Origin of the sequence: Xanthocytophaga flava, assembly GCF_030068545.1 — a bacterium.
GTDB lineage: Bacteria > Bacteroidota > Bacteroidia > Cytophagales > 172606-1 > Xanthocytophaga > Xanthocytophaga flava.
In genome coordinates this window covers 276,521-301,957 of record NZ_JASJOR010000006.1, presented here as the reverse complement: position 1 = coordinate 301,957, position 25,437 = coordinate 276,521, and the positions used below count along the sequence as shown (strand labels likewise).

At 38.1% G+C, this 25,437-nt stretch carries 20 protein-coding genes; 12 read left to right on the top strand and 8 right to left on the bottom strand.

Features of this window, described 5'->3' with window-relative positions; all coding sequences use genetic code 11:
• The first annotated feature begins 196 nt into the window (after nt 1–196).
• Nucleotides 197–2,416, top strand: a complete 2,220-nt coding sequence (locus QNI15_RS11795; protein ID WP_314031902.1) for a T9SS type B sorting domain-containing protein — start codon at nt 197–199, stop codon at nt 2,414–2,416.
• Between the two features lie 131 nt (nt 2,417–2,547).
• Nucleotides 2,548–4,482, top strand: a complete 1,935-nt coding sequence (locus tag QNI15_RS11790; protein ID WP_313995619.1) for a DUF3857 and transglutaminase domain-containing protein — start codon at nt 2,548–2,550, stop codon at nt 4,480–4,482.
• Nucleotides 4,483–4,554: 72 nt separating this feature from the next.
• Here the strand turns inward: QNI15_RS11790 and QNI15_RS11785 are convergent, their stop codons facing one another.
• Entirely contained in the window at nt 4,555–5,667 is a 1,113-nt protein-coding gene (locus tag QNI15_RS11785; RefSeq protein ID WP_313995618.1) for an NAD(P)/FAD-dependent oxidoreductase, read from the bottom strand.
• 202 nt (nt 5,668–5,869) lie between these two features.
• Between QNI15_RS11785 and QNI15_RS11780 the strand changes: the two genes are divergently transcribed.
• Nucleotides 5,870–7,252, top strand: coding sequence for an inorganic phosphate transporter (locus tag QNI15_RS11780; RefSeq protein ID WP_313995616.1), 1,383 nt, complete (start codon nt 5,870–5,872; stop codon nt 7,250–7,252).
• Nucleotides 7,253–7,330: 78 nt separating this feature from the next.
• On the opposite strand, the gene QNI15_RS11775 is transcribed toward QNI15_RS11780, so the two are convergent.
• The 5 genes from QNI15_RS11775 to kdsA all read right to left on the bottom strand — a co-directional run bounded on the left by QNI15_RS11775 (nt 7,331) and on the right by kdsA (nt 10,971).
• Nucleotides 7,331–8,032 (bottom strand): phosphatase, encoded by a 702-nt coding sequence (locus QNI15_RS11775; protein ID WP_314031900.1) that lies wholly within the window; start codon nt 8,030–8,032, stop codon nt 7,331–7,333.
• 116 nt (nt 8,033–8,148) lie between these two features.
• Entirely contained in the window at nt 8,149–9,171 is a 1,023-nt protein-coding gene (locus tag QNI15_RS11770) for a transaldolase family protein (RefSeq protein ID WP_313995613.1), read from the bottom strand.
• 50 nt (nt 9,172–9,221) lie between these two features.
• Nucleotides 9,222–9,833, bottom strand: coding sequence for a zeta toxin family protein (locus QNI15_RS11765; RefSeq protein ID WP_313995612.1), 612 nt, complete (start codon nt 9,831–9,833; stop codon nt 9,222–9,224).
• Nucleotides 9,826–10,074, bottom strand: coding sequence for a hypothetical protein (locus tag QNI15_RS11760; RefSeq protein ID WP_313995610.1), 249 nt, complete (start codon nt 10,072–10,074; stop codon nt 9,826–9,828). Before QNI15_RS11760 ends, QNI15_RS11765 begins: the two co-directional genes overlap by 8 nt.
• A gap of 51 nt (nt 10,075–10,125) precedes the next feature.
• A complete protein-coding gene (kdsA, locus tag QNI15_RS11755; RefSeq protein ID WP_313977374.1) occupies nt 10,126–10,971 on the bottom strand; it encodes a 3-deoxy-8-phosphooctulonate synthase in 846 nt (281 codons plus the stop codon).
• Between the two features lie 217 nt (nt 10,972–11,188).
• Between kdsA and QNI15_RS11750 the strand changes: the two genes are divergently transcribed.
• From QNI15_RS11750 to recO, 4 genes are all read left to right on the top strand, one after another.
• Entirely contained in the window at nt 11,189–13,282 is a 2,094-nt protein-coding gene (locus QNI15_RS11750; RefSeq protein WP_314031899.1) for a TonB-dependent receptor, read from the top strand.
• A gap of 149 nt (nt 13,283–13,431) precedes the next feature.
• Nucleotides 13,432–14,688 carry a TCR/Tet family MFS transporter gene (locus QNI15_RS11745; protein ID WP_314031898.1) on the top strand — a complete coding sequence of 419 codons (1,257 nt, stop codon included), beginning with the start codon at nt 13,432–13,434 and terminating at the stop codon, nt 14,686–14,688.
• A gap of 49 nt (nt 14,689–14,737) precedes the next feature.
• On the top strand, nt 14,738–16,990 hold the full coding sequence (porZ, locus tag QNI15_RS11740) for a type IX secretion system anionic LPS delivery protein PorZ (protein WP_314031897.1): 2,253 nt from the start codon (nt 14,738–14,740) through the stop codon (nt 16,988–16,990).
• A gap of 124 nt (nt 16,991–17,114) precedes the next feature.
• Nucleotides 17,115–17,804: a DNA repair protein RecO gene (recO, locus tag QNI15_RS11735; RefSeq protein ID WP_313977368.1), complete on the top strand. Its 690-nt coding sequence runs from the start codon at nt 17,115–17,117 to the stop codon at nt 17,802–17,804.
• Nucleotides 17,805–18,141: 337 nt separating this feature from the next.
• Here recO and QNI15_RS11730 read toward each other — a convergent pair whose 3' ends face one another.
• The gene (locus QNI15_RS11730) at nt 18,142–19,374 is read right to left on the bottom strand and encodes an exo-beta-N-acetylmuramidase NamZ family protein (protein WP_390902185.1); all 1,233 of its coding nucleotides are present in this window, start codon (nt 19,372–19,374) and stop codon (nt 18,142–18,144) included.
• Nucleotides 19,375–19,606: 232 nt separating this feature from the next.
• Here QNI15_RS11730 and QNI15_RS11725 point away from each other — a divergent pair, with 232 nt between their 5' ends.
• Genes QNI15_RS11725 through QNI15_RS11715 form a run of 3 tightly spaced genes read left to right on the top strand, consistent with a single transcriptional unit; the run spans nt 19,607 to nt 21,485 of the window.
• A complete protein-coding gene (locus QNI15_RS11725; protein WP_313977364.1) occupies nt 19,607–20,824 on the top strand; it encodes an ABC transporter permease in 1,218 nt (405 codons plus the stop codon).
• 27 nt (nt 20,825–20,851) lie between these two features.
• Nucleotides 20,852–21,130, top strand: coding sequence for a hypothetical protein (locus QNI15_RS11720; RefSeq protein ID WP_313995603.1), 279 nt, complete (start codon nt 20,852–20,854; stop codon nt 21,128–21,130).
• Nucleotides 21,105–21,485 carry a hypothetical protein gene (locus QNI15_RS11715; protein ID WP_314031895.1) on the top strand — a complete coding sequence of 127 codons (381 nt, stop codon included), beginning with the start codon at nt 21,105–21,107 and terminating at the stop codon, nt 21,483–21,485. The genes QNI15_RS11720 and QNI15_RS11715 overlap by 26 nt, the downstream gene beginning before the upstream one ends.
• 14 nt (nt 21,486–21,499) lie before the next feature.
• Here QNI15_RS11715 and QNI15_RS11710 read toward each other — a convergent pair whose 3' ends face one another.
• Nucleotides 21,500–21,967 carry a hypothetical protein gene (locus QNI15_RS11710; RefSeq protein WP_313995600.1) on the bottom strand — a complete coding sequence of 156 codons (468 nt, stop codon included), beginning with the start codon at nt 21,965–21,967 and terminating at the stop codon, nt 21,500–21,502.
• 114 nt (nt 21,968–22,081) lie between these two features.
• On the opposite strand from QNI15_RS11710, the gene QNI15_RS11705 reads away from it, so the two are divergent.
• Together QNI15_RS11705 and QNI15_RS11700 are read left to right on the top strand one after the other, a co-directional pair.
• Nucleotides 22,082–22,936 (top strand): N-acetylmuramoyl-L-alanine amidase-like domain-containing protein, encoded by an 855-nt coding sequence (locus tag QNI15_RS11705; protein WP_313995599.1) that lies wholly within the window; start codon nt 22,082–22,084, stop codon nt 22,934–22,936.
• Between the two features lie 352 nt (nt 22,937–23,288).
• The gene (locus tag QNI15_RS11700; protein ID WP_314031894.1) at nt 23,289–25,403 is read left to right on the top strand and encodes a hypothetical protein; all 2,115 of its coding nucleotides are present in this window, start codon (nt 23,289–23,291) and stop codon (nt 25,401–25,403) included.
• The last annotated feature ends 34 nt before the right edge of the window (nt 25,404–25,437 follow it).

Genomic DNA, 25,437 nt, shown 5'->3' with positions numbered 1-25,437 from the left:
ATAATCTTTCTGAGAAAAGTCGTTCTTTTCAAAAAAAATCTTACATTTAGAATCGCATTCCTCTTCATAACAAATTAAGTGTTAAGCTAATAAGCTAATAGATCTCTTTTAAGTACGAAACTCCCTCTTATCAGAGCCTGTAACAGGTATCGATACAATATCATATTGTTTTTCAGAACAAGAATAAATATCGCTTATGAAGAAATATTTACTACTGACCATAGTATGTTTCCTAGTCTCTGTACAATTCTCAAAAGCTACACACATTGTAGGTGGAGAATTTGAACTGACATCTACAGACAGTTTGCGTTATATATACAAACTAGCTTTAAATCTATATTTTGATGATATTAATGGAAATCCTGGTGCAGAAGACGATCAAATCTATGCTGTCATTTTTAATAAACGAACAAATCAGCAAGTTATAACGATTCCCTTATATAAGACAGGAGGGGCATTCATTCCTTATACTAATCCCAATTGTAGCCAAAGTAATCTTCGTACACGATTGATTCGATATGAACAGAACATCTTCTTAAGTCCAGATTATTATACAGAAGCCGCAGGATATTATGTCGTGTGGGAAAGATGCTGCCGAAATCAAACAATTATAAATATTCAGAGTCCGGGAGCCGCAGGAAATAGCTTTTATCTGGAGTTTCCGCCTGTACATATAAATAAGAAAACTTTTATTAATAGCTCACCCATATTTACTATTCCCAAAGGTGATTATGCATGTGTGAATAAACCCTTTACATTTTACTTTGGAGCCACTGATGTAGATGGGGATGAATTGCGTTATTCTCTTGTAACTCCTTTTTCAGGACATAGTACACAACAAACTCCTAGTCCGCCTTCATATCCCGCACCATATGATGAGGTAATATGGGCTCGTAGTATCAATTTAAATAATGTAATACCTGGTCCTAAACCTTTACGGGTGGATCCAAAAACAGGCGTGTTAAGTTTTACAGCGAATAGAGTGGGGCTATATGTATTTTCTGTTCTTTGTGAAGAGTATCGGAATAATATAAAGATAGGAGGGGTACGGCGGGATTTTCAATTGCTTGTTGTGGATTGCCCTACTACTATCCCTCCGGTTGTGCAGTTAAAAGAGAAAGGAAAGACTTCTTTTTATAAAGAAGGAGAAATAATGATCTTGAAAGCTTCACAAGAAGATCGTTGCATGGATCTTTTACTTTCTGATGCTAATGGAGGAACAAATCTGAAAGTAAAAATTAATCCTATTAACTTTTCGCAGGATATGGTTTCAATCTCTCCCGCCAGCGGAACTATTCGAAATGCTCAGGATACATTACGTTCAAAACTATGCTGGTCTGAATGTGCAACAAGTGACGTTACTAATCCTTATGAATTTGATGTAATTGTAGAAGATGATGGTTGTCCCAGACCAGAGGCAGATACCTTACGTGTAAAACTAATTATTGAACCTCTCCCAAATCAGAAACCCACAATAGAAACAGATTTACCAGGAAATACTGCATTGATAGTAGAAGGAAACAATCTGACATTTAATGTAACAGGGATAGATCCTGACGAAGATAATATCTCTCTTGAAGCTGTCGGCAGAGGGTTTATCTTAAGTGATTTAGGTATGTCATTTTCCAATGGTACAGGAAAAGGAAGTCTTAAACTGCCATTTGCCTGGAACCCCATCTGTGATAAATTGCAGGATGATAAAGTATATATTGTGGATTTCATTGTGACAGACAAACGTTGTCCAAATACAGATAAAAAAGATACAGTAAGCGTGCGTCTTCAGTTTCAGCGCCAACCTAATCAAAAACCAGAAGTCACTACAACACTGCCTGGTAATAGTATAAGTGTAACAGTAGGAGAGAGTATACAGTTTGATATTCTGGGAACAGATCCTGATAATGATCCTATTGTTGTAAAAGCTATAGGAAGAGGATTTTCGTTGGAGGAAGCAGGAATGCAGTTTAGAAATGGAGCCACCGGAATAGGTACTCTTAGAGAACCATTTTTATGGGTACCAGATTGCCATGCATTACAACTGTTGCCAGATGGAAAGTTCATTGTTGATTTTTTACTTCAGGATAATTCCTGTTCCCCCAACAATGCAGATACAGTAAGTGTAGAAATGAATGTCAAAGATATCGAATTTACATTTTCACGGGACTCTGTCCCTAATGTCTTTACACCAAACGGAGATAGATTTAATGAAACATTCCAGTTATATGAATACCTGCCACCTGATAATTGTAAAGATCAGTTCGTAAAAATAGAAGTTTATAATCGTTGGGGAAAACTGGCTTTTGAAAGTACAAGCCGTGAATTTAGCTGGACTGGATTTGGTTTTCCTACAGGGGTTTACTACTACATGGTTAAATACCGAAACAGCCACTACAAAGGAACTGTTTCTTTACTGCGATAAGAAAAACATTCCTGGAATTTATTTTTTAGAAACAGATCTTCTGAAATTTGATACTTTTTAAGGTGGATTTCAGAAGATTTGTTTTTTTTTGTATCTTTTAGATACGAAACTATTGCCTTATATACCCATTTATGAAACGAAGATTACTATTCCTTTTCATCTCTCTCTGTATTTATTCTATTACTTATTCGCAAAGCCCAATTAAATGGGGCAAAATTTCAGATAGAGAGGCAAAGCTCTCGGTTTGTCCATTTGATAGCGCAGCCTCTGCCGTTGTTCTGGCTGATTATGGTAGAATAACAATCGATTATAACAACGTTACCATAGAACGCCATAAACGTATAAAGATTCTTGATAAAAAAGGACTTGATCGTGCTAATATGGCTTTACAATATTATGCTAAAGATAGAATTGAGAATATTGATAAAGTTGAAGCTCAAACTATTACTGTTGATAAATCTGGAAAAGCGATCATCACAGAAGTACCAAAAAATCAGATTTTTGATGTGGATGCTTCAGTTAACTGGAGAGAAAAACGATTTACGTTTCCTTCTGTAGAGGTAGGATCTATTATTGAGTATCGCTCAAAGACGACCTCTCAAAATTATACTTTTCTGGAAGGATGGTTTTTTCAAGCAGACATTCCAACTCTACATAGCGAAATGAGTGTAAATATACAAGTGCAGGATATGGATTATCGGGTATTGCTACAGGGAGAGAGATTAATGACCAAATATCAAAGTATGGGGGATAAACCCGTTTCTACTTGGATGTTAGAAAATCTGCCTGCTTTAGTCGAAGAATCATATGTGGCCAATCACTATGATTATGCAGAGAAAGTAAGATTTCAACTGGCTGGTTACAAAGCAGCAAGTAAAAGCATGAGTGGTGGTGTGGAGTATAAGAATGTAATGACTACTTGGGAAAAACTGGCAGATCAAGTATTATTAAGTACAGAGTATGATAATTTTTTGAATAGAGCGGGGAAAGCTAAAGATATATTAGGGCAGGTTATTGCACCTGCCGATCCCGACATTGTCAAGGTTCAGAAAATCTACAATTATGTTAAAAATACCATTACATGGAATGGGACGTATCGTGTATGGCCGGAGCAAATGTTTGGCAAGTTTCTGGAATCAAAGCAAGGGAGTAATGCCGAAATAAACTTATTTCTCGTTTTACTGCTGGAAGAAGCAGGCTTTAAGGCAAATCCCGCACTTGTTAGTGCTCGGTCACATGGCAAGATTCAAAAATCCTATGCATTATTATCTCAGTTTACTCATACACTTGCCTATATAAATCTTGGTGGAAAAGATGTATTACTGGATGCCTGTGACCCATTACGTCCTTATCAACTGCTTGCAAAAGAAGATCTGAACTGGGCTGCATTTGTATTAGATAAAAAAGAGAGTCGCTGGATAAATATAGATCAGGCTCCAGTTGCAAAAGAAACAGTCTATGCAGATATCAATTTGGAAAATCCCCAAAAGCCAATCTACAATTTTGCTGTCAGATATGAGGGATACAAGGCTGTAGACGTTCGACGTACATACTTAACTTTAGGAGAGGAAAAGTTTTTAGATAGGCAAAGAACTGTATTTAATGATAAGAAACTTATAAAATTTGAGAAAGAAAATCAGGAAAAGCCAGATGAGTATTTACTACATACATATCAGCTTGTTCCAGAAGATGATCCTGAATCGGCTAAAACCTTGTATTTCAAGCCTGTTATGTGGCATCATTTTCAGGAAAATCCTTTCAAAGGGTCAAAACGTAATTTACCTATTGAATTAGACTATCCGGAAAGTTTTCAGTTTATATTAAACCTCCATATACCAGATGGTTATGAAATACAAGAGATACCGAAATCAGCATTGGTGTCTCTGCCTGATAACATTGGTGTTTTCAGATATCAGACATCTCTCAATGGTGCACAGTTTCAGTTGTCTACCCAGCTTCAAATTAAATCAGTATTTATTCCTGTAGACTATTATTCGCATTTACAGCAGTTTTATGACCACGTCATTGGCAAGTTTGGCGAAATGATTGTTTTGAAGAAGAAATAATATAGTAGCAAGAGCTTGCAATATGCAGGCTCTTATTGTTTCCGACCAATAGCAACTCTATTGACTTGAAATTTAAAACACTGAACCATGTGTTTTACTGATCAGAAACTTCGTAAGAGAAGGCATTGTTTTTAGCAATCGAACAGACATTGCTGTAAGTCGTTCATCTCCAAAAAGTTTTTGCAGATTGCGGCCTACCCACAACCTTTGGGCAAACAATTTTTTCCATTGTTTTGTATAAACAACCTCTAATCGTTCTCGAGACCATTTTTCCTCATCCGATTTAAGTAATAAACCTGATAAAAGTTTAGCAGAATGGATTGCCATTGCCATCCCATTGCCACAAAGGGGGGTAATCATTCCCGCTGTATCGCCGGACATCAGAATATGATTCTCAACTGCTGTTTTAGGAGCAAAGGATATTTCATTAATAACTTCGGGTTTTTCAAATAGAATCTCAGAGTTGCTGAATATGTGACGAAGAAAAGGATTGCGTTGCATAATCCTTCTTTCCATTTCTTCAATAGACCCGCTTTTTTTTAGGTTCTCACGGGTTGTGAGGTAGCAAAGATTGTATTTGTCTCCTTCTACTGCACTTAATCCGCAATATCCATCTTTAAAATTATGAAGGGCTATGTGATTCACAGGAAAGTCAGTATGAATGTGATATTTTACACCAATATATGGAGATCGTTTGTGTATATAGCTGCGATTTAATTGTTTATCCAGCTTTGCTCTCTTACCATAGGCTCCAATCACGAATCGAGCTTTATAGATAGTATGGTCAGATAGTGTGACAGAGAAAATATCTCCAGAGAAGATCACATCTTCTACACTTGTGCCTGTAATCACTGTAACCTGTGATTGTATAGCTTTGAGATATAGGTTATAGTCAAGTGTATAACGGCTAATTCCAAATCCACCCATATCTAAAGGCATGGAAAGTAATGTACCATTGGGTGCTGAAACCTGTAAATGGTTAATAGCAGAAGCTCCCCATTCCTTTGGATTAATATCCAGAGAGGCTAAAAAAGGAAGCGTTTCATTAGAAATATATTCTCCACAAACTCTATGAAACGGATACATTTTCCGTTCTATCAATACTACTTTTTTTCCTGCTTTACTTAATACAATGGCATTGATCAACCCTGCTAAGCCACCTCCAATGATAAGAACATCATACATAGCTTTTTATTACACTCCTAAAGAATTACCTTACCCGAAAATTAAGACAAAACCATTGAATAATACTATGTTTCGTAGAGATATTTATTTAACTATTCTTAAAAATTGCAGAACTTAAGTTACAGAGAATGATTTAACATTACGATAACAATACCCTGTAAAACTTCACTTATCTTGCAAAAGAAAACACGTTAATTATTTTATGTTTGGATTAGAAGTCGGATTATTAATTCTCCTCTTGTTTTGTCTGTTCTGCGCCTGTGCTTTTGAGTTTGTCAATGGATTCCACGACACTGCTAACGCTGTAGCTACTGTTATTTATACCAACTCTCTTCAACCCTGGACTGCTGTTACATGGTCTGGTATCTGTAATTTTGTAGGGGTGCTTACAGGTGGTATTGCTGTTGCTATGGGTATTGTAAATTTACTACCTACCAATCTGCTCATCGATCAAAACGTCTGGCATAATGTGGCCATGATTCTGGCCTTATTATTCAGTGCTATTATCTGGAACCTGGGAACCTGGTATTTTGGTTTACCTGCTTCAAGCTCACACACATTGATTGGTTCAATTTTGGGAGTTGGCCTTGCCTTTGGATTGATGAGTAACTCTGTTGAATCTGTTAACTGGGGAAAGGCTGGCGAAATTGGTTTGTCTTTGTTGATTTCTCCTTTATTTGGTTTTAGCATAACCATTGTGCTAATGTATATCTTACGGAGAACTGTAGAGAACAAAGCTATATTTAAAGAGCCACCTAAAAAGCAGGCTCCACCGCTATGGATTCGTATCATTTTGATTATCACTTGTACCCTGGTAAGCTTCTTCCATGGTTCTAACGATGGTCAAAAAGGTGTGGGTTTAGTGATGTTAATCCTGATTAGCATTGTTCCACTTCGTTTTGCTATTGACAGCCGACTGGATAAAAAAGAACTGCATACTCACGCAGCTTCACTACATGTGTTGGTTTCCAGTTTGGATACCACACGTTTGTCAAAAGAAGCGAAAGAAGCTATTGCTTTAGTTTCAAAAGAGTTAGGAGAGATGGAACAGTCAATTCCAACAAAAGCCAGTGAGGATATTGCTCCTGAAAAGAAACTTGAAATACGCAGAGATATCCTGTTGATCAATAAACAAACAAGTATTATCAAGAAAGAGGTTGGACAAGAGGATACAAAGGCTATTGAGAAGGATATGGATCGATTAAATGCTTTTACAAACTATGCGCCAACCTGGGTTACAGTAATGATCTCAATCTCACTTGGCTTAGGTACTATGATTGGTTGGAAAAGGATTGTTAGAACCATTGGTGAAAAAATTGGAAAGAGCCATTTGACATATGCACAAGGAGCGTCATCTGAATTGGTTGCGGCAAGCACAATAGGATTGGCTACAGGTCTGGGATTACCTGTAAGTACTACACACGTATTGTCATCCGGTATTGCAGGAAGTATGGTCGCCAGCAATGGTATCAAAAATCTTCAACCTAAAACGATCCGGAATATTGCAATGGCCTGGATACTAACATTACCTGTAAGTATCTTCTTATCTGCAACATTGTATGTGATTTTCCGTTGGATATTATAATAGCTTAGTAAAGCTCCTATAATACAAAATGCCCTGATTTTCAAACCAGGGCATTTTTTGTTCCGAATAGTATGTTTTTCAGGCGCTTATTGTGACAATCTGATTGTTTTCTTTAGTATACAATGTAGTAACACGTTGGTTTCTTCCGTCAAAATAGGTAGCATATTCTTCTGAGAATTGAGATCGTTTCGCAACAGCTTCTTCAAAGTTACCCTGAAGACCTAATAGTAACTCACTCATCTCCCGAACGCTATGCATGTCATTGGCACTGGCATAGTCAGCCAGATTTTTATTTTTTACATAGTTAGCAAATAATGGTGCTGTATTTCTTTTTACCATTAACCGAAGGCCCGCTACTGCTGCAACGGAAAGATCTAATACATCATCAAATACAAAGGCTACTTCCTCAGGTTTTAGATTATAGGTTTGAAGTAAGTGTTGAAGTGCTTCTCCTTTGTTCTTTATGCGGAAATACACTGCATCAAAATGTTCCCGCTGAGCAAGTGTGATACTGGAAGGATTCTTTTCTCCAGTCATTATCCCTACAAAAGCATATTCCTGAGCATGACGAAGCCAATGACCAAATCTAAGCAAATTAACACCCATAGAGTCAAGTTCAGAAAAAGAACTACTTCCATCCGGAAATTTACTCCCATCTGTAAATACTCCATCCCAGTCAAATAGATAGGCCCGAATTTTAGATGCTTTCTGGATCAATATTTCCGGAGAAGTAAGAACTTCTCCTCCGTTTGCTATAAATAAAGAGAGAATTGAATGCATAAAGTGTCTATAAACAAAAAAGAGGAAAGAACGAAAGTACACACCAGATTGCAAAGATGCTATAGATATGTACTTTCTTCTTTTCTCTTTTATATATAATGATAGACCTCAGATCTCTAGATCAGATCCCATTTCGCCATATCCTGGATATCCAGCATACCTACTACCTGATCACTGTCTGTAACAATGATTGTGTCAATTTGTTTTTCCTTGAAAATAGCCAGTGCTTCGTTCAATAATGCATCTGCAGGAATAGTAGTTGGTGCTTTGTATTCAAATGCAGACATTTTCTGGCTCATCAGGTTTTTACCATTAGAAGCTAACTGACGACGCAGATCACCATCTGTAAAGATACCTAACAAACGACCATCTTCTTTCATAACACTAACAGCACCAAAACCAGACTGAGTCATTTGTACTACAGCATCCAATACTTCATCATGTAGTTTCACAACAGGATTTTTATCACTGATGATATCACGAACCCGCATAGTAACCAAACGAGTATGTTCAAAGAACTGTTGTGTACCTACTGTTGTAAAGTTATTATCAGTTAAGATTTTCATTAACTTCCATGGTACAGTAATTGTGTGGCAGCCCAGTTCGATAGCATTGCGTACGTGTTCAGTATTACGTACAGAAGAGAACATTACTTTAGCATCAGAGCCATAGTAGTTGATCATATCCACACACTCACGGATCAGTTTTAATGCATCATATCCTTGATCCTGCATACGGCCTGCCAGTACACAAACATAATTTGCGCCTGCTGTCATAGCCATATATGCTTGCTGAATGGTATATACCAAGTGTACATTGACCATCATACCACGATCACGCAGCGCTTTACAAGCTTTTACACCTTCCAGAGAAACCGGAATTTTAAATACAGTTTTAGCTGGATCAAGACCCAGTGCTAGTTGACGTTCTGCATCTTTAATGATTTCGTCTGCTGTGCTACCCAACGCTTCAATTTGTAATACAGGCACAATTTTCGAAAGGTTTACAATCATTGCATCTACATCCGTAACACCTTCACGGTGCATGAAAGTAGGAGTAGTTGTAAGGCCGGTCAGAAAGCCTAATTTCATCCCGGTTTCAATCTCTTTTAAGTCAGCAGAATCTAAGTATAATTCCATAGAGAAATAATTAACAAATAGTGATTTTTATAAATAATAGAGTGTTTTGCTTATTTCAGAACTGTTTTTTCAGTAGATAACAATCTGGCAAAACAGGTTGTCATCCAGCGGGGCAAAGTTGGGGATTTTGATTTAATTTTTCCTAATTCTGCATACAAAACAATTCTGGGTGTTGAAATAATAGAGTTATCGATAAAAAGAAATCGGTCAAACTTATCAAAATACTGATGCACATGAGTTATACCACCATTGAAATTAAGCTCAATACTACCTGTATCTACATCATGCCCACCTTTTTCTACCCGTAAGGCCACCCTGCGTATACTCTCCGTAATAGAACCTATTCCCAGGTAAAACATATTGATTTCATACCCATGTTTTTGAAATGTCAATGGTAGTTCTATACTGTTTGGAAATGTGAAGTTGGTTTCATAGGCAAAGTCTTCACGTTTTTCCAGTGCATTTGACCATCTCTTTTCAAATTCTCTGGCAGCAAGATGTTGCACTTGTTCCCAAGGAATTGCTTTATATTTTAGGCTTAGTTCTTTCTGAAGAAGATCACCATCAAATACATCTATATTTGTATTGACAAGCCATTTTGATAAAACGCTTTTCCCAGCTCCGTTTGGTCCTGCAATAACATAGAGCTGCGGTTTATTCATTTAGCACACGTACTACAGATTCTTTCCGGGTGTAAATATTGAAATGAATCAGGCATTTGCTTCCATCTGCATATTCATTAACAAAATGAAATTCAGATTCACAACAGGTAGTATCTATGTAGGAGACAGGCAATCCTTTTTCAAATAACTCTTCTTTTATAGCAAGAACACCAGGCAATAGTCTTTCTGTAAATTCACTTTCCGTTAATTCCCAAATGGGTTTGGATTCCTGTGTGTTCATATAAAATAAGTGATTGTTTGAAAAAGGACTACATCTTATTGTTTGATAGGATTAAACAGTAACGGCTTGTCTGTATTTTACCTCTACTTCATGTAGTTCAATCAGAGGCTTCAGAAATTCTTCCAATTCATATACGCTTAGCTGACTTGCTGCATCACAAAGTGCATGAGCTGGGTCAGGGTGTGTTTCAATAAAGACTCCATCTACACCTGCTGCCACACCCGCACGAGCAATAGTTGGCATTACTGGGCGGTTACCACCTTTAGGGTCTGCACTTGGGATACCATATTTACGGATAGAGTGAGTGATATCGAAAACAACAGGGAATCCGGTCTGGCGCATGAAGTAAAATGAACGAGGATCTACCACCATGTCATTGTAGCCAAACGTATACCCACGTTCAGTAAGGATAATCTGGTCATTTCCTGAGTCTACCGCTTTTTGAGCAGGTTTGCCCATGTTATCAGGAGCAAGAAACTGTCCATGTTTAATGTTAATTACTTTACCTGTTTTAGCCGCCGCTACCATCAAATCAGTTTGCATACACAAATACGCAGGGATCTGAATGATATCCAGCACTTCCGCTGCTTTCAATACTTGTTCCGGATAGTGAACATCAGACAGAAGTGGAAAACCAAATTCTGCTTTGACTTTGGCCAGTACTTCCAGACCTTTTTCCAGACCTGGCCCTGTATAATAATCCAGAGAACTGCGGTTATCTTTCTGATAAGAAGATTTAAAAATTAATGGGATGTTCAGCTTTTCTGTAACTTCTTTGAGTTTCTCAGCTGTACGCATCATAATACTTTCATCTTCAATCACACAGGGACCAGAGATCAGGAATAATTGATCACTGCCACACTCAATATCCGCTACTTTAACGATTTTCTTGCTCATAATTCTTTATAATGATAAATGTGTATGTAAACTATATCTAACTCAAACGACAAGACAATTACTTTTGTGCCTTCTTACTCAGACTTTTGCTTTTCGGGCACGAATTTCTGCTTTTCTCTCCGATAAAACAAAATTATAGCCAACTTATCGTTTACAGGCTTTTCAATTCCTACTTTTGGTATACTTTTTTGAACTGTTACAAAAACCACAAACTACTATGAGGTTAAAAACGATACTATTTACGCTTTTCTTATCAATAAGTTTTAGCTATGTACAAGGGCAGGATGTAATAAAAGGATCAGTCGCCCAAGAGAGAGCTCAATTGAGTGATACGGTTTCCTTAAGTCAGGTTACAGTAGTCGGATATCAAAATAACAGATCTTTACTGGAGACACCTGCTACCATTGGGGTACTGAAGAATACAGATCTGCAACGTTTCTCAAATACTTCTTTTGTTTCTGCAGTGAATACACTACCCGGTATTCGCATGGAAGAAAGGTCTCCGGGCAGCTATCGGTTTTCGGTACGTGGTAGTCTGGTTCGCTCACCATTTGGTATTCGTAATGTAAAATTTTACTGGAATGACATTCCTTTTACAGATGCAGGAGGAAATACATATTTGAACCTAATAGATTTTAATGCCATTGGAGGTATGGAAATCATCAAAGGGCCAGGAGGAAGCTTATATGGAGCGGGAACAGGTGGAACCGCCTTGCTACAAAGTCCGGTGGCAGCACAAGGTACTAGTGTACAGTTGGGGTCTATAGCTGGCAGTTATGGCTTGTTTGGAGTACATACTATGGTACAATCGGGATCTGAAAAAATGAATGCAACAGCATTGTATGCACATCAGGAATCAGATGGATATCGAAGACAAACCGCCATGCGTCGGGATATGGTTAGTCTGAGTACTAGATTCTTCAGCAGTGAAAATCGCACAATTTCAGTAAATACATTTTATAGTGATCTGTCTTATCAGACACCCGGAGGTTTGACCAAAGCACAAATGGATGCCGATCCGCGTCAGGCAAGGCCAGCAGCTGGAGTAAATAAAGGGGCTGAGGAGCAAAAAGCAGCTGTTTTTAACAAAACATTTAACCTCGGGGTATCTCAGGAATACGATTTCAACGCCAACTGGACTAATAAAACATCTGTATATGGAACCATTACCCAGTTTGAGAATCCTACATTACGAAATTATGATAAACGAACAGAACAGGGATTTGGAGGCCGCACCGTAACACAGTATCGTTTTGGAGGAGAAGCTATAAAAGGTAAAATTACATTTGGGGGTGAGTTCCAGTATGGATATACAGGTTTGCAAACTTATGGCAATCGAAATGGAAAAGTAGACACATTACAGTACAACGATGAAATTCAGGTAAATCAGTATACTATCTTTGCTCAGACAGAACTGGATTTGCCACATCATTTTTTTCTGACACTAGGAGGGAGTTATAATAAACAAAATTATAATCTAGTGCGATTCTATCCCGAAAATTCAGGCCCACAAAACCGACACTTTGATCCTATCTTTCTTCCAAGAGTAGCATTACTGAAACAAATAACCTCCAATATGTCTATATTTGGAAGTATCAGCTATGGCTATTCTACACCAACCACAGACGAAATCCGGCCTTCTACAGCCACTTTTAATACTTCTTTGAATCCAGAAAAAGGGATAAATTATGAAATAGGTACGCGTGGCAGTGTACTGGGAGATATTTTAACCTTTGATATTACGGCGTTTTCATTTGGGCTACATGAAACTATTGTAAGTCGACGGACAGATGCTGGAGCAGACTTCTATACAAATTCAGGTAAGACATCCCAGAAAGGTATTGAAAGTCGCATTGTTTTTCAACCACATATTCTCCAAAATGCTTTCACCTTGACCAGAGTGTGGGTATCATACACTCGCAATAATTTTCGATTCAAAGAGTATGTCCAAAGCAGTACAGACCTGAGTGGAAAGCAACTTACAGGCATTGCCCCAAATATTGTAGTCACAGGTCTGGATCTTGTTTCTACTGTGGGCTTTTATTTGAATACAACGTTTAGTTATACAGATAAACTGCCAGTAGATGATGGCAATACTTTTTTTGCAGCAGGATATAAGCTACTAGGAAGTAGAGTGGGTTTTATGAAAGATGTCAAACGGTTTAACGTTAACGTATTTGGCGGAGTTGACAATCTGTTAGATGAAAAATACAGTTTGGGGAACGATTTGAATGCAGTTGGCAACCGCTTTTATAATCCAGCTCCTGGTCGAAATTTTTACGGCGGACTTACACTAAAGTATAAAATATAGGTATTCTTGCAGACATTCGTTGTAATCCCGATAGCTTGTTCTCTACAAACTACCGGGATTTTTTGTTTCTACAAGTTTCCTATTCGGACATAAATCAGAAGTCGTTAGCCAAAAATCTGTAACTTGCCTGCCTATTCCTGCATTGCATTATGGCTGAAAAACGTACCTCTGCTTTACTTTTTATATTTATTACTCTGCTTATAGATGTTATTGGGATCGGTATTATCATTCCTGTAGTACCTAAACTAATCCAGCAAATGACAGGTGGTAGTGTGAGTGATGCCTCAAAATATGGAGGGTGGTTGTTATTTGCCTACTCTATTATGCAATTTCTTTTTTCGCCTGTACTAGGTGGGCTGAGTGATAAATATGGTAGGCGTCCAGTGCTTTTGGCATCATTGTTTGGATTTGGTGTTGACTATCTGCTTCTAGGTTTTGCTCCTAACCTAGCCTGGTTATTTGTTGGACGACTGATTGCGGGTATTACCGGAGCTAGCTTTACTACCGCAGGAGCCTATATAGCCGATATCAGTAAACCGGAAGAACGTGCACAAAACTTTGGAATGATCGGAGCTGCTTTTGGAGTTGGTTTTGTTATAGGCCCTGCGGTTGGAGGAATATTGGGTCATTATGGTCCCCGAGTGCCTTTCTTTGTTGCTGCCGGACTCACTTTATTAAACTGGTTATATGGATATTTTATTCTGCCAGAATCTTTGAAAGAAGAAAATCGGCGGGAGTTTGACTGGAAAAGAGCCAATCCGGTAGGGTCACTACTACAATTACAACGTTATCCTATAATTATCAGTATGGTTGCCTCGTTTGTGTGTATCTCTCTGGCAGGACATGCTACACAAAGTACATGGACCTATTACACGATGGAAAAATTTAAATGGGAAGAAGATTGGGTAGGCTATTCTCTGAGCTTTGTTGGGTTAATGGTTGCCATTGTACAGGGAGGTCTCAACCGCATTCTTATTCCTAAGTTAGGTTCCAAGTTATCGGTATATATTGGATTAGGATTTTATGTGATAGGATTTACCTGTTTTGCTTTTGCATCAGAAGGATGGATGATGTTTGCGTTTATGGTACCTTTTGCGTTAGGTGGGCTAGCGGGACCTTCTTTACAAGGAATTATGTCCGGACAGGTACCTCCCAATGAGCAGGGAGAACTACAGGGGGCACTTACTGGACTAATCAGTGTGACTTCAATTATTGGCCCTTTGCTGATGACCTACTTGTTTGGTTATTTTACAAGTTCACAAGCACCTGTATATTTTCCAGGAGCACCTTTTATCATGGGCGCTGTTTTGACGGTGTTAAGTATTATATTGGCTATTAATCCGCTCTCTAAAATCAAAGACAGTATCATCTTTCAGGATAAGAGTAAGGAACAACCAACGCATTAGGGATTTAGAAAATAGAGACACTATTTCATTATTAGTCTGATATTTTGTTGTGTATCATAGAATCTTCTTTCTAGCTATTGTAACAGGATGTCTGTTACAGGCAACTTTCGCTCAGAATATACCCATTGGAACATGGCGTACACATGCTTCATACCAGTCTATGAAGTCAGTGGCAATTGCACGAAATATTGTGTATGCAGGAAGTACAGGTAGTTTTTTTTCCTATGATAGTGAAACGCAGCAAGTAAATGTTCTTTCTAAACTGGATGGTTTCAGTAGTACTTCTATTAGTAAGATTGCCTATGATTCTCAGACAGAAACGGTAATCATTGCCTATACTGATGGAAAAATTGATCTGCTTCAAGGTACTGAGCTTTATACAATCACTTCTATTGCTTCTTCAACCAGTATTACTACCAGCAAACAGAATAATCATATACTGATAAATAACAAACTAGCTTATCTGGCATATGACTTTGGTGTAGTAGTGGTAGACCTTTCATCACATCAGATCAAAGAAACATACCAGAACCTAGGAACCAATGGAACTATTCTCGCCATTTATGGAACCGCTATTCTGGATACAAAGATCTATCTGGCTACTGCCAGTGGAGTACTGTTTGCACCTCTCACGGGAGTTAACTTACTGGACTTTGCTAGTTGGAGCCATACTTCTAGCTCAGAAGGTGTCCCTGCGGGCGCTGCTACACTGATAGCTGCATTTGCCAATCAAATTTATACCGTTTATGCTACCAATGAAATTTTTAAATTAGCTAATGAAAAGTGGTCAAAGGCAACAGAACTTCCTCAGGCTAAGCCTTTATTTCTGAAAGTTTCCCAACAGAAGCTATTGGTGGGATATCCACAAAAAATAATTGTTTGGAATGGACAAGCAACTACAACATTAGCACATTCATTGATTGTATCACCTTCTGATGCTGAATACACTTCAGATGGGGTTATCTGGATTGCAGATGCTGTAAGTGGATTGTTGAGCAATGAAAAAGGTGACTTTCAGCAATATGCTCCCAGTGGAACAGTCCCAGGGCCTTTTCAACAACTGGAACATTGGGATAGTGAAATTGTTGCATTGCCAGGTGGTTATACAAACAGTTATACTGCTAGACAGGATACTGCTGGATTCAGTGTCTTTACTTCCAGTGGTTGGCAGAACTATACTTCGCAATCCAGTGATGTAGCCAGACGTGTTCCTACTACAAAAGATCTGATTGTTTCAATATACAATCCTGTGAATCGAACATATTATGTCGCTTCTTTTGGAGAGGGTATTCTTGTCAAAAGTCCTGATAGCAATTGGCAGCGGTTGAGTGAGAGTGGGGCTCCGCCTGCTTCAGTCAAAGTGACAGGAATGACAGTGGATATAGATGGAACATTGTGGGTTCTGATATACGGTGCATTTTCAGGTGAGCCTTCATTATATGCAAGAACTATAGAGGGTATCTGGAAAGGATATACCTTTAGTACTTTTGCTGCGCGACAAGCTCTTTCATTCATAATGGATGACTATCAGCATTTCTGGATGCCACTATCTTCTGGAGGATTATGGGTTTTTGATTCTGCTAATAATCGCGGGAAACTATTGTCAACCACTACTGGTCAGGGAGGATTACCCAATGCTAGTGTGTATGCAGTAGTTAAGGATTCACTGGGGCAGATATGGGTGGGTACTGGAAGAGGTGCTGCTTATTTCTTCAACCCATGGGAAGTATTTGAAAGCCAGGCAATAGATGCTATAACACCAATATATGAAGGTCGTCAGGTACTTCGGGATGAGATAGTGACTAGTATCTATATTGATGGTGGCAACCGCAAGTGGTTCGGGTCACAAAATGGTGCCTGGCTATTTGATGCAGATATTACGAATCAACTGGCACATTTTACAGCAGCCACTACACCATTACTTTCTGATAATATTCTAGATATAGAAATACAGCCTATCACTGGCGAAGTATTTTTTGCTACAGATGCTGGGCTAATCTCTTACAGAGGTACAGCTACAGCAGCCACAACAACCCATAGTCAGGTAAAAGTATTTCCCAATCCAGTACGTCCGGGTTTCTCCAGAACAGTTGGTATTTCAGGACTGGCAGCAAATTCTATTGTAAAGATTACAGATATGGCTGGACGTTTAGTATATCAGACACGTGCCAATGGCGGGACTGCTGTTTGGAGTGTGCAAGATTACAAAGGCCAACGGGTGAGTTCTGGAATGTATCTGATCTTTTCGTCCAGTGATGATGGAACCGAAAAATTTGTAACCAAGATCGCCATTATAGAATAAATCGCGATTTATTTCGTATTTTTAAGCTTAATGTGTTATGATAGGATATAGTAGTATGATGAAAATATCTTGATAGGAAGCTATATCCAATTGTTCTATTCATCAAAATTCAGGAATTGATTTTATGCTTTTTAAGACTCGTGGCATTGTCATCAACTATATTCGATTTAAGGAAACTTCCATTATTATAAAGATTTATACAGAGGAGTTTGGACTTCAAACCTATATAGAAAATGGAGCAAGAAGTTCAAAAGGAAAAAACAAGATGGCATTGTTTCAGCCACTTACATTACTTGATCTGGTAGTATATCATCGTGAGGGAGGAAACATTATGAGGCTTTCAGAGATCAAATGTTGTGATCCACTTACAGATGTACCCTATAATTTCATGAAGTCAGGCATTGCTTTATTTATGAGTGAAGTTTTTAACAAAGCTCTGAAAGAAGAAAGCAGTAACGAACCACTGTTTGAATTTTTGTACCAATCAATTCTGTACCTGGATCAACAAACAGAACATTATGAAAACTTCCCTATTCAGTTTCTGTTAAGTTTTGCACAATATCTTGGTTTTGCACCTTCCGAAGCACGAGAGGTATTTGCTCAGATAGAAGAGTTTCAGTTACTGAATTACGCCAAAGAAGATGAAGAACGATTTGATAAGCTAATTGAATCTCCCTATCATAAACATGTACCTCTTACCAATGGTCAGAGAAGACGTATCCTTGAATATGTGCTTCTGTTTTATCGGCTACATGTAGACAATTTTGGTGAATTGCGTTCTGTTTCCGTTTTACGTGAAATGTTGGTTGGTTAAAAGTGGAGTATGCTTTATTCATTTCTTACTACATATGGAAAAATGATTGGAGTTCCGCTCAAACTTTTTTCTATTCACTTAAAATCTGATTTCTACTCAGAAGAAAAAACTATCACAATACTGATCAAATTTGAAAACTATCAGAATATTGATCACGGCCATGAATTAGCAGAATCCTGATAATTTTTTTGTTTGACCAGAATTCCGGTCAAACATGCAGATGAACATAATTCTGGTCATCATTGTGTTGAAGATACTAAAATAATAATCGTGCAAAACAAAAACTCCTGCTATAGTAAAGCAGGAGTTTGAAGCACTGATAAACAATAACTCTTTATTATTTATCCGGATACAAAAGATACTTCTTACGCATAGTGGCATATTTCTGTAAATCACTTTGCCAGGTAGCCCGGATTTGTTCTTCAGTCATACCTGCTAGAATCTGTTTTTTCAGTTCCTCACTTCCTGCCAGCAAATCGAAGTGTTTGGTAGTAAGAAAGAACTTGCTTTTATCCGGAGTCATGTTGTAAAAGTCAAGAAGATACTTTAGGGTCAAATGACGTGTAGTATCCTGCCGATAATCCTTACCATAACATAATTGGTTTTCATGAGGTGGATTCTTAACAATCGCAGTTGTTTTGGGTGTGAATGTAAAAGATCCATAGATAGGATTGGGAGCTCCTGCTACCTGAAATGAAAAATCAGTTCCACGACCTAGACTAATAGTAGTTCCTTCAAAGAAACAGATAGAAGGATACAAACGAATAGACACTTCAGTGGGTAAACCAGGAGAAGGACGTACAGGTAATACATAAGGAGTTTGATGAGTATAACCTTTCACCTGTATAACCTTTAGATCGCATTTAACGTTGTTGGCAAGCCATCCTTCTCCATTGATCATCTGAGCCAGTTCTCCGACAGTAAGGCCATGTACAACAGGAATCTGATGCATACCAATAAATGATTTAAAGGCAGGTTTCAACACAGGTCCATCAAAATAATGTCCATTGGGATTGGGTCGATCCAGTACCAGACACTTTTTTTGGTTTTCTGCACACGCTTCCATCACATAGTGCATAGTACTAATGTATGTATAAAACCGGGCTCCTACATCCTGAATATCAAATATGACTACATCTACATCCTTAAGTTGTTCAGGCGAGGGTTTCTTATTTTTCCCATAAATAGAAATAAGTGGCAGACCCGTTTTTTTGTCTATTGTATTGCTTACATGTTCCCCTGCATCTGCATCTCCCCGAAACCCGTGCTCAGGTGCAAATATCTTTACAATATTTATTTTTTGGCTCAACAGTGTGTCTGCCAGATGGGTTTTGCCTACCAGAGAGGTGTGGTTTACAACCAGTGCCACTCTCTTTCCTTTTAAGTCTGCGATATACTCCTTGAATTGTTCTGCTCCTGTCTGAAGCGCTAAAACAGGTTTCTGGTTTACGGTAGAAGAAGGTTTTCTGACAGAAGTTTGCGAACTAACAGATGGCGAATGACAGGCTGTAGTTAAGATAAGCAGGTATGTCAGGAGCGGTTGGTACGGAATAAACGACAATGAAAACATAGGAAAATACAATGATTTGAGATGCGGGAAAATACGCCATTTATACAAAAGTAGCGAATTCAATCGAATCGTGTCCATTGTTTATTTGATAAAAGCAATGTAACATTGGAGAAAAAACAGGGTGATTCATATATTATAGATGTAATCCCATGTCTGTATTTTGTCTTTAGTGTAACATGATTTTGGCAGGTACTGTCTGGAATCATGTGAAAAAGTATAAACTATTACTATTATGAATATTGCGGCCTTTATTTCTGCCAGGATCAGACATACAGAAGGACAATCCTTTTCTGCTACCGTAGCAAAAATTGGAGTAGCCAGTGTAGCACTGGGATTAGCCGTAATGATTATTTCTTTTGCTATTCTGGGAGGTTTTAAGCGGGAAATCTATCAGAAGATTTTCAGCTTTGGCGGACATTTACAGGTATCTGAGTTTTCAATGAACCGATCCTACGAAGAGCCGCCAATCACAATCAATACAGATTTGTACAAAAATTATAAGAATATTCCAGAGGTAGCTCACATACAAGGTGTTACTCAAAAAGCGGCACTTATAAAGACAGATACTGAGGTACAGGGGGTAGTAATGAAAGGAGTAGGGTCTGATTTTGATCTGCCTATGTTTGCTCCCAACCTGCGTCAGGGCAGCTTCATTCAATGGAAAGATACCAGTTTCTCACGTGATATTGTACTCAGCAATAAGTTGGCCCGTCAGCTTAAACTGAAGATAAATGATGAAGTATTAGTGTATTTTATGCAAAATCCTCCACGAGTGCGTAAACTCCGGGTAAGTGGTATTTATGAGACAGGAATGGAGGAGTTTGATGATAATACGGTGTTCTGTGATATAAATCTTCTACGTCGTATCAATGATTGGAGCCGTGACCAGGTAAGTACCTATGAGATATTTCTGAAGGACTTTACTGATATGGAAACTGGTACCAAGAAAGTATTTGACAAGATGGAGTACTCCATGAATCTGGTCAAAATCACTGATAAATACAATCAGATTTTTGAGTGGCTGCTTTTGCTAAACCGAAATGTTACCATTTTCCTTGCCCTAATTTTATTTGTAGCATGCTTTAACATGGTAGCAATTTTACTTATTCTGATTATGGAGCGTACTCAAATGATCGGTTTATTGAAAGCTGTTGGAGCTCGTAACCTGAAAATTCAGGAGATTTTTTTATGGGGAGGATTGCGGCTTATCGGTATGGGAATGCTATGGGGCAATCTGATAGGAATAGGCTTTTGTGCCCTTCAATATTTTTTCAAAATCATACCTTTAGACCCGGAAACATACTATATGAGCACTGTACCCATTCAGTGGGATTTTCCTTTGATTCTTTTACTGAATGCTGTAGTACTGATATTGGTGCTAGGTATATTAGTTATCCCAACCCTTGTCATTACCCGGATTAACCCTGTAAAAGCAATCCGGTTTGATTAATCTCTCAATCTATCTATAAGATAATACATGATGCAACAGATGCTTTGGTTGCTATGGTTAGTATGCATGCCAGTGTCTGTATATGCGGGTACAGATATAGATGCAGCTGAAAGGGATACCATAAAATTTATCAAAGTCCATTTTTTGTATGGATCAAAACCCAAAAAGGAATTTAAGTTTCTGGAAAAGAAATGGTTTGGAGGGATGCATGGCGGCCATGTAAGTATAGAAACAGATAGTGTGGTAACCGGATTTGGTCCTAAGGGAAAATTTCATGTATTTGGGAATAGAAAAAAACTTTCATAGCCATTTTTTCTCACAGGGAATGCCAGAATGGATGGGTGATTCTGTTGGAATGAAATATATAACTGTTACCATTCCTTTAACCTGGGTACAATACCAAAGGATAGATTCTATCCATAAAGCTTATCAAAACACTCCTCCCTATGATTATGCCTTTGTTGGAATGCGCTGTGCTGCTGCTACCTATGATATCCTAAGTCAGTTAAAACTAGTCTCCAATCGAGGAAGATATGGAATGGTCACTCGCTACTTTTATCCTAAATTGCTTCGAAAACGTATTCTAAAGCTAGCCGCTGAAAGGAAATATGTAATTCATCAGCAATCCGGAAGAATAACCCGTAAATGGGAAAAGGATTAATAGTAAGTGTTGAGCTACTGCTTTTTCTGCATATATAGCTGATGTAGTTCTGTAAGTAGAGGTGAGAGGGCAGGAAGACTATCAGACTGTGTAAAATTAATTGTATACACCTTATTGTTAAGTTGTATCTGTAGCCATTCGGTGCCACCAACCTTACAATCTGTGCAGGGAATATGATGAGACAGTAACGCTAATTGTTGTGTATCAATCTTGTTTAATAACTGATTCCAGATCACAGGATCTGTTTTCCATGTATGCATAATAATCTTTTGTCCGTTGTTACTGATACGCTGCAAAGAGGAAATCGATTGTCCAACAGATAGTTCTCCTGTGCAATATCCCATACATTCTGTATAGTTTGTACCATTACGAATCACGATATTTGCCTGTTCATTATAAAACTGAACAGATGTATTCTGGTCTTTTTCACAGGCACCAAAGAGAGGAAGGACAAGGAGCCATTCTACATGCCATTTTCTCATACAACTTGGGGATTATTTACAGGAATAAGACACATTAAATATAGAAATGGTTGCAGTTTATAGAACATTCTACTAGAAATACTACTTTTAGAGAGTCGATCAACGATACATTTTATGCTAAAGATTATTTGCGTCTATACACTCCTGGCTTTTTCTTTTGTCTCTTTATCATTAAACGCACAAACTACAGTTATTGTACAAGAGGCTGATCAAAAAACTATAACAGAAATTGTTTCTTATCGGGACTCCCTGATTACTAAGGTTTTTCCAGTACGTATGATCGCCATTGGAAAAATGCTGATAGGTAAACCCTATGTTGCGAAGACACTGGAAACGGGTAAAGAAGAACAGTTGGTTGTGAATCTGCGAGGCTTTGATTGTACAACTTTTCTCGAAACGACGCTGACATTGGCAAAGCTTATACAAATGGAGAACCAGGATTTTACAGCCTATTGCCAGACATTAACAACAATCCGGTATCGTGGTGGAGAAGCTGGAAAGTATACAACCCGCTTACACTATCTCACAGAATGGTTATCAGAAAAACAGAGTAGAGGAGAAATGGAGGACATTACACAAAAACTGGGTGGTGTTCCCTATGAGAAGAATATTGATTTTATGACAACTCATCCACAAGCTTATGTACAATTAACCGACAAACAAAACCTGGCAGCCCTTCAAGTCGTAGAAAGAAATCTGAATACACAAAAGCGTTATTATATTCCTAAAGCAACAGTTGGGAAGATCGAATCTCAATTGCAGGATGGAGATATCATTGCCTTTACTACCAATATCAAAGGTTTGGATGTAGTACATGTAGGATTGGCCATTCGCAAAGGGAATCATGCTTATTTGCTTCATGCTTCATCAGACCAGAAGAAAGTAGCTGTAAGTTCAGTACCAATAGGACAGTATATTTTGAAAAATTCTGGACAGAGTGGAATTATAGTTGTAAGGCCACAACAGTGAGGATTTCCTGAACTCAAGGCAATACATGAAAGTAATTGTCGTTTAAAAAAGATACTATTTTATCTGTTATCTATGCTGCATTCTTATAAAAGAACCAAGACGAGAATAATGTACGCTTTATAAAAGTAAGAGGATGTCTAAATTATTATTAAAGAAGCTAAGCAATCAGATTTTGTAGCGAGCCTCAATTTCACGCCCCAGGTTGGTGTTCTCACCAACCTACATGATGGGAAACAACTCGTTGGTGATAACACCAACGATGGGAAGATCATTATTAAATACGTGAAAAGAGCAGCCTTTAATAATAATTTGAGATAACCTCTAAAAGAGTTTTTTAATCAATCCTAAAAACATGCAAAAAATAGTTTTATTCTATAGTGTTGCCTTCTTCTCCTGTCTTTTTTCAATGGCTCAGGTAGTTAACCCTGCCAATAAGAAGTTTAACGTCTATAAAATTGATGTCAATCCCAATGCTACCAAAGAAGGGATACGAGGTATTGCAGTATTATTTAGTTGTGAGTTTCTGATTTCAGATGCTGAGTATAATGGTATGAAAGACAAGCAGGGCAAAGTGCGAATGACATTCTATGCAGGTATCCGTGATGCCAGTAATGAGCCAGTGTATCAGGCGTATGATTTTCCGGGTTATAAGAAATCCAGTAACTATGTCGGTGTTCACTTTGCAGATGAAATCGTGTTAATGCCTCAAAACAAAGCACAGGGATTGCGGAATACCGGAATTGAGTTATTTATCCCATTTACGAGTACGGCATTGCCTGAAGGAGCAAACAATGTAACCTTCGCATTGAATGCTTACAATGAAAAAGCGGGTCGTTTTGAAAATATTCATACTCAGAAGGTGGCTATTACCAAGCCTGCTACCTATGCAGTTACATTACAGCCTCAGCAAATTGCTGTAATAGATAAAGCAGGAAAGCGTTACGAGGTTGGGCAGTTGGAACAAGACATCTTTGCACTGCCAGGGTCTAAAAAGGAAGCAAAAGATATTACCGCCTTTGCTAATGTGGATCTAAAAGACGAATTGCAGTTTACTTACTGTGAAGGGGACGTTATTCGGTTAAAACTTCAGAAAAGTATTGAGACTGGCCTGATCCGATTAAATAAAACGCGTGTATTGCGTACCAAAGATGGCAAACCGCTTCCCTCCTTTGATAATGTAGCTGGAATAACCGGAGAATGGACTTTTGATACTAAAGCTGTTAAGACTACCTCTCTGAAAAACAATGGGGTAGAAATAGTATTAAGAATTGAAAAATACAAAATTCCTGCTGTACAACTATCTGCTTTTAAAGTCAATCCTTTTTCCACTCATGAAGGAGTAACAGGTACCAGTATAACATTTGACTATAAAGCAACTGTGGGAAGTAGCCTGCCTCCATTAACTGCTTGGTTAACATATCAACCCAGAAATACAGAAGAGATTGTAAATATTCATAATGGCAAAGTGATTAGTGGACAGGCAAAGCTCGATTCAACTGGATTGCTTACCTTGAGCAAATCTGCTACAAGTGGAAAGATGGAGGTGTTTTATCCTGCCTATCAGATCTTATTGCAAGATCCTAACGTACGTCAGCAGCCTTCCAAGCAATTTTCATTGCAAATTCACCTGGCTAACAACCCCTATGTGATTGCCCGTAAAGAGGCAAAAACGGATCTGACTATACAAACCGTTAGAGAAGCAGTATTGCCTACTTTATTAAAACTGAAAGATACATTAGTAGCAGGAGTAAATGGTGTTACTCTTTCACTTCCCTATACGCTTCCCAAAATCTATTTTGATACCAAAGAACAAAAATCTTTGGAAATCATGGATGGAGGTAAGGAAAATAAAGTGACAGAATTGTTTCGGAAAATTACTGTATTGAATGAAGATGTAAAACGGATCAATCCTACCTCAAAAACTGCTGTAACGTATCAGATCAGTAAACCACAAAGTGCAGTTAAGGTCTTTTTACCATATACTTCGTTAAATAAAGTGGAAGAAAAGCCATTGCCTTTTCGTGTCTCTTTGAATATTACAGATGGTACTAACAAAGTAACTGCAGGTGAGAGTATCGCATCCATTCAGTATCAGATTGATCGTAGTAAATTGCGATTTGTATCAGTAGGAATTGCCAATATCAAGTTAAAAGAAGCAAATACAGGTGATATTGCATGGCGTATTCGGTCCAAGGATAAAATTCTGTATGAGTCAAAGTTAATTCCTGCTGGCAAGCTGATAGAGAATTTATACACAGATGCCTTCTATATACATGAAGACGACAAACTGGTGGTAGAAATGTTAAAAGGAAAGAATGCTGAGACTCTCAAGGTAGCTGTTAGTTGGGAAAAACCAGTAAAAAATCTGACTTCTGGTGAGCAAATTACTCTGGAGCCTTCTAAACTACCTAACAATACCGACGATGGCGACACAAAGAGCTTAACAATAACATACACAGCTCAATAGAATAACAAAAAGCCTCTTCTTTCAGAGTAAGAGG

Excerpts from the sequence above, each read along its gene's own strand:
- QNI15_RS11795 (WP_314031902.1), top strand. The coding sequence starts at position 197 with ATGAAGAAATATTTACTACTGACCATAGTATGTTTCCTAGTCTCTGTA.
- QNI15_RS11790 (WP_313995619.1), top strand. The coding sequence starts at position 2,548 with ATGAAACGAAGATTACTATTCCTTTTCATCTCTCTCTGTATTTATTCT.
- QNI15_RS11785 (WP_313995618.1), bottom strand. The coding sequence starts at position 5,667 with ATGTATGATGTTCTTATCATTGGAGGTGGCTTAGCAGGGTTGATCAAT.
- QNI15_RS11780 (WP_313995616.1), top strand. The coding sequence starts at position 5,870 with ATGTTTGGATTAGAAGTCGGATTATTAATTCTCCTCTTGTTTTGTCTG.
- QNI15_RS11775 (WP_314031900.1), bottom strand. The coding sequence starts at position 8,032 with ATGCATTCAATTCTCTCTTTATTTATAGCAAACGGAGGAGAAGTTCTT.
- QNI15_RS11770 (WP_313995613.1), bottom strand. The coding sequence starts at position 9,171 with ATGGAATTATACTTAGATTCTGCTGACTTAAAAGAGATTGAAACCGGG.
- QNI15_RS11765 (WP_313995612.1), bottom strand. The coding sequence starts at position 9,833 with ATGAATAAACCGCAGCTCTATGTTATTGCAGGACCAAACGGAGCTGGG.
- QNI15_RS11760 (WP_313995610.1), bottom strand. The coding sequence starts at position 10,074 with ATGAACACACAGGAATCCAAACCCATTTGGGAATTAACGGAAAGTGAA.
- kdsA (WP_313977374.1), bottom strand. The coding sequence starts at position 10,971 with ATGAGCAAGAAAATCGTTAAAGTAGCGGATATTGAGTGTGGCAGTGAT.
- QNI15_RS11750 (WP_314031899.1), top strand. The coding sequence starts at position 11,189 with ATGAGGTTAAAAACGATACTATTTACGCTTTTCTTATCAATAAGTTTT.
- QNI15_RS11745 (WP_314031898.1), top strand. The coding sequence starts at position 13,432 with ATGGCTGAAAAACGTACCTCTGCTTTACTTTTTATATTTATTACTCTG.
- recO (WP_313977368.1), top strand. The coding sequence starts at position 17,115 with ATGCTTTTTAAGACTCGTGGCATTGTCATCAACTATATTCGATTTAAG.
- QNI15_RS11730 (WP_390902185.1), bottom strand. The coding sequence starts at position 19,374 with ATGTTTTCATTGTCGTTTATTCCGTACCAACCGCTCCTGACATACCTG.
- QNI15_RS11725 (WP_313977364.1), top strand. The coding sequence starts at position 19,607 with ATGAATATTGCGGCCTTTATTTCTGCCAGGATCAGACATACAGAAGGA.
- QNI15_RS11720 (WP_313995603.1), top strand. The coding sequence starts at position 20,852 with ATGATGCAACAGATGCTTTGGTTGCTATGGTTAGTATGCATGCCAGTG.
- QNI15_RS11710 (WP_313995600.1), bottom strand. The coding sequence starts at position 21,967 with ATGAGAAAATGGCATGTAGAATGGCTCCTTGTCCTTCCTCTCTTTGGT.
- QNI15_RS11705 (WP_313995599.1), top strand. The coding sequence starts at position 22,082 with ATGCTAAAGATTATTTGCGTCTATACACTCCTGGCTTTTTCTTTTGTC.
- QNI15_RS11700 (WP_314031894.1), top strand. The coding sequence starts at position 23,289 with ATGCAAAAAATAGTTTTATTCTATAGTGTTGCCTTCTTCTCCTGTCTT.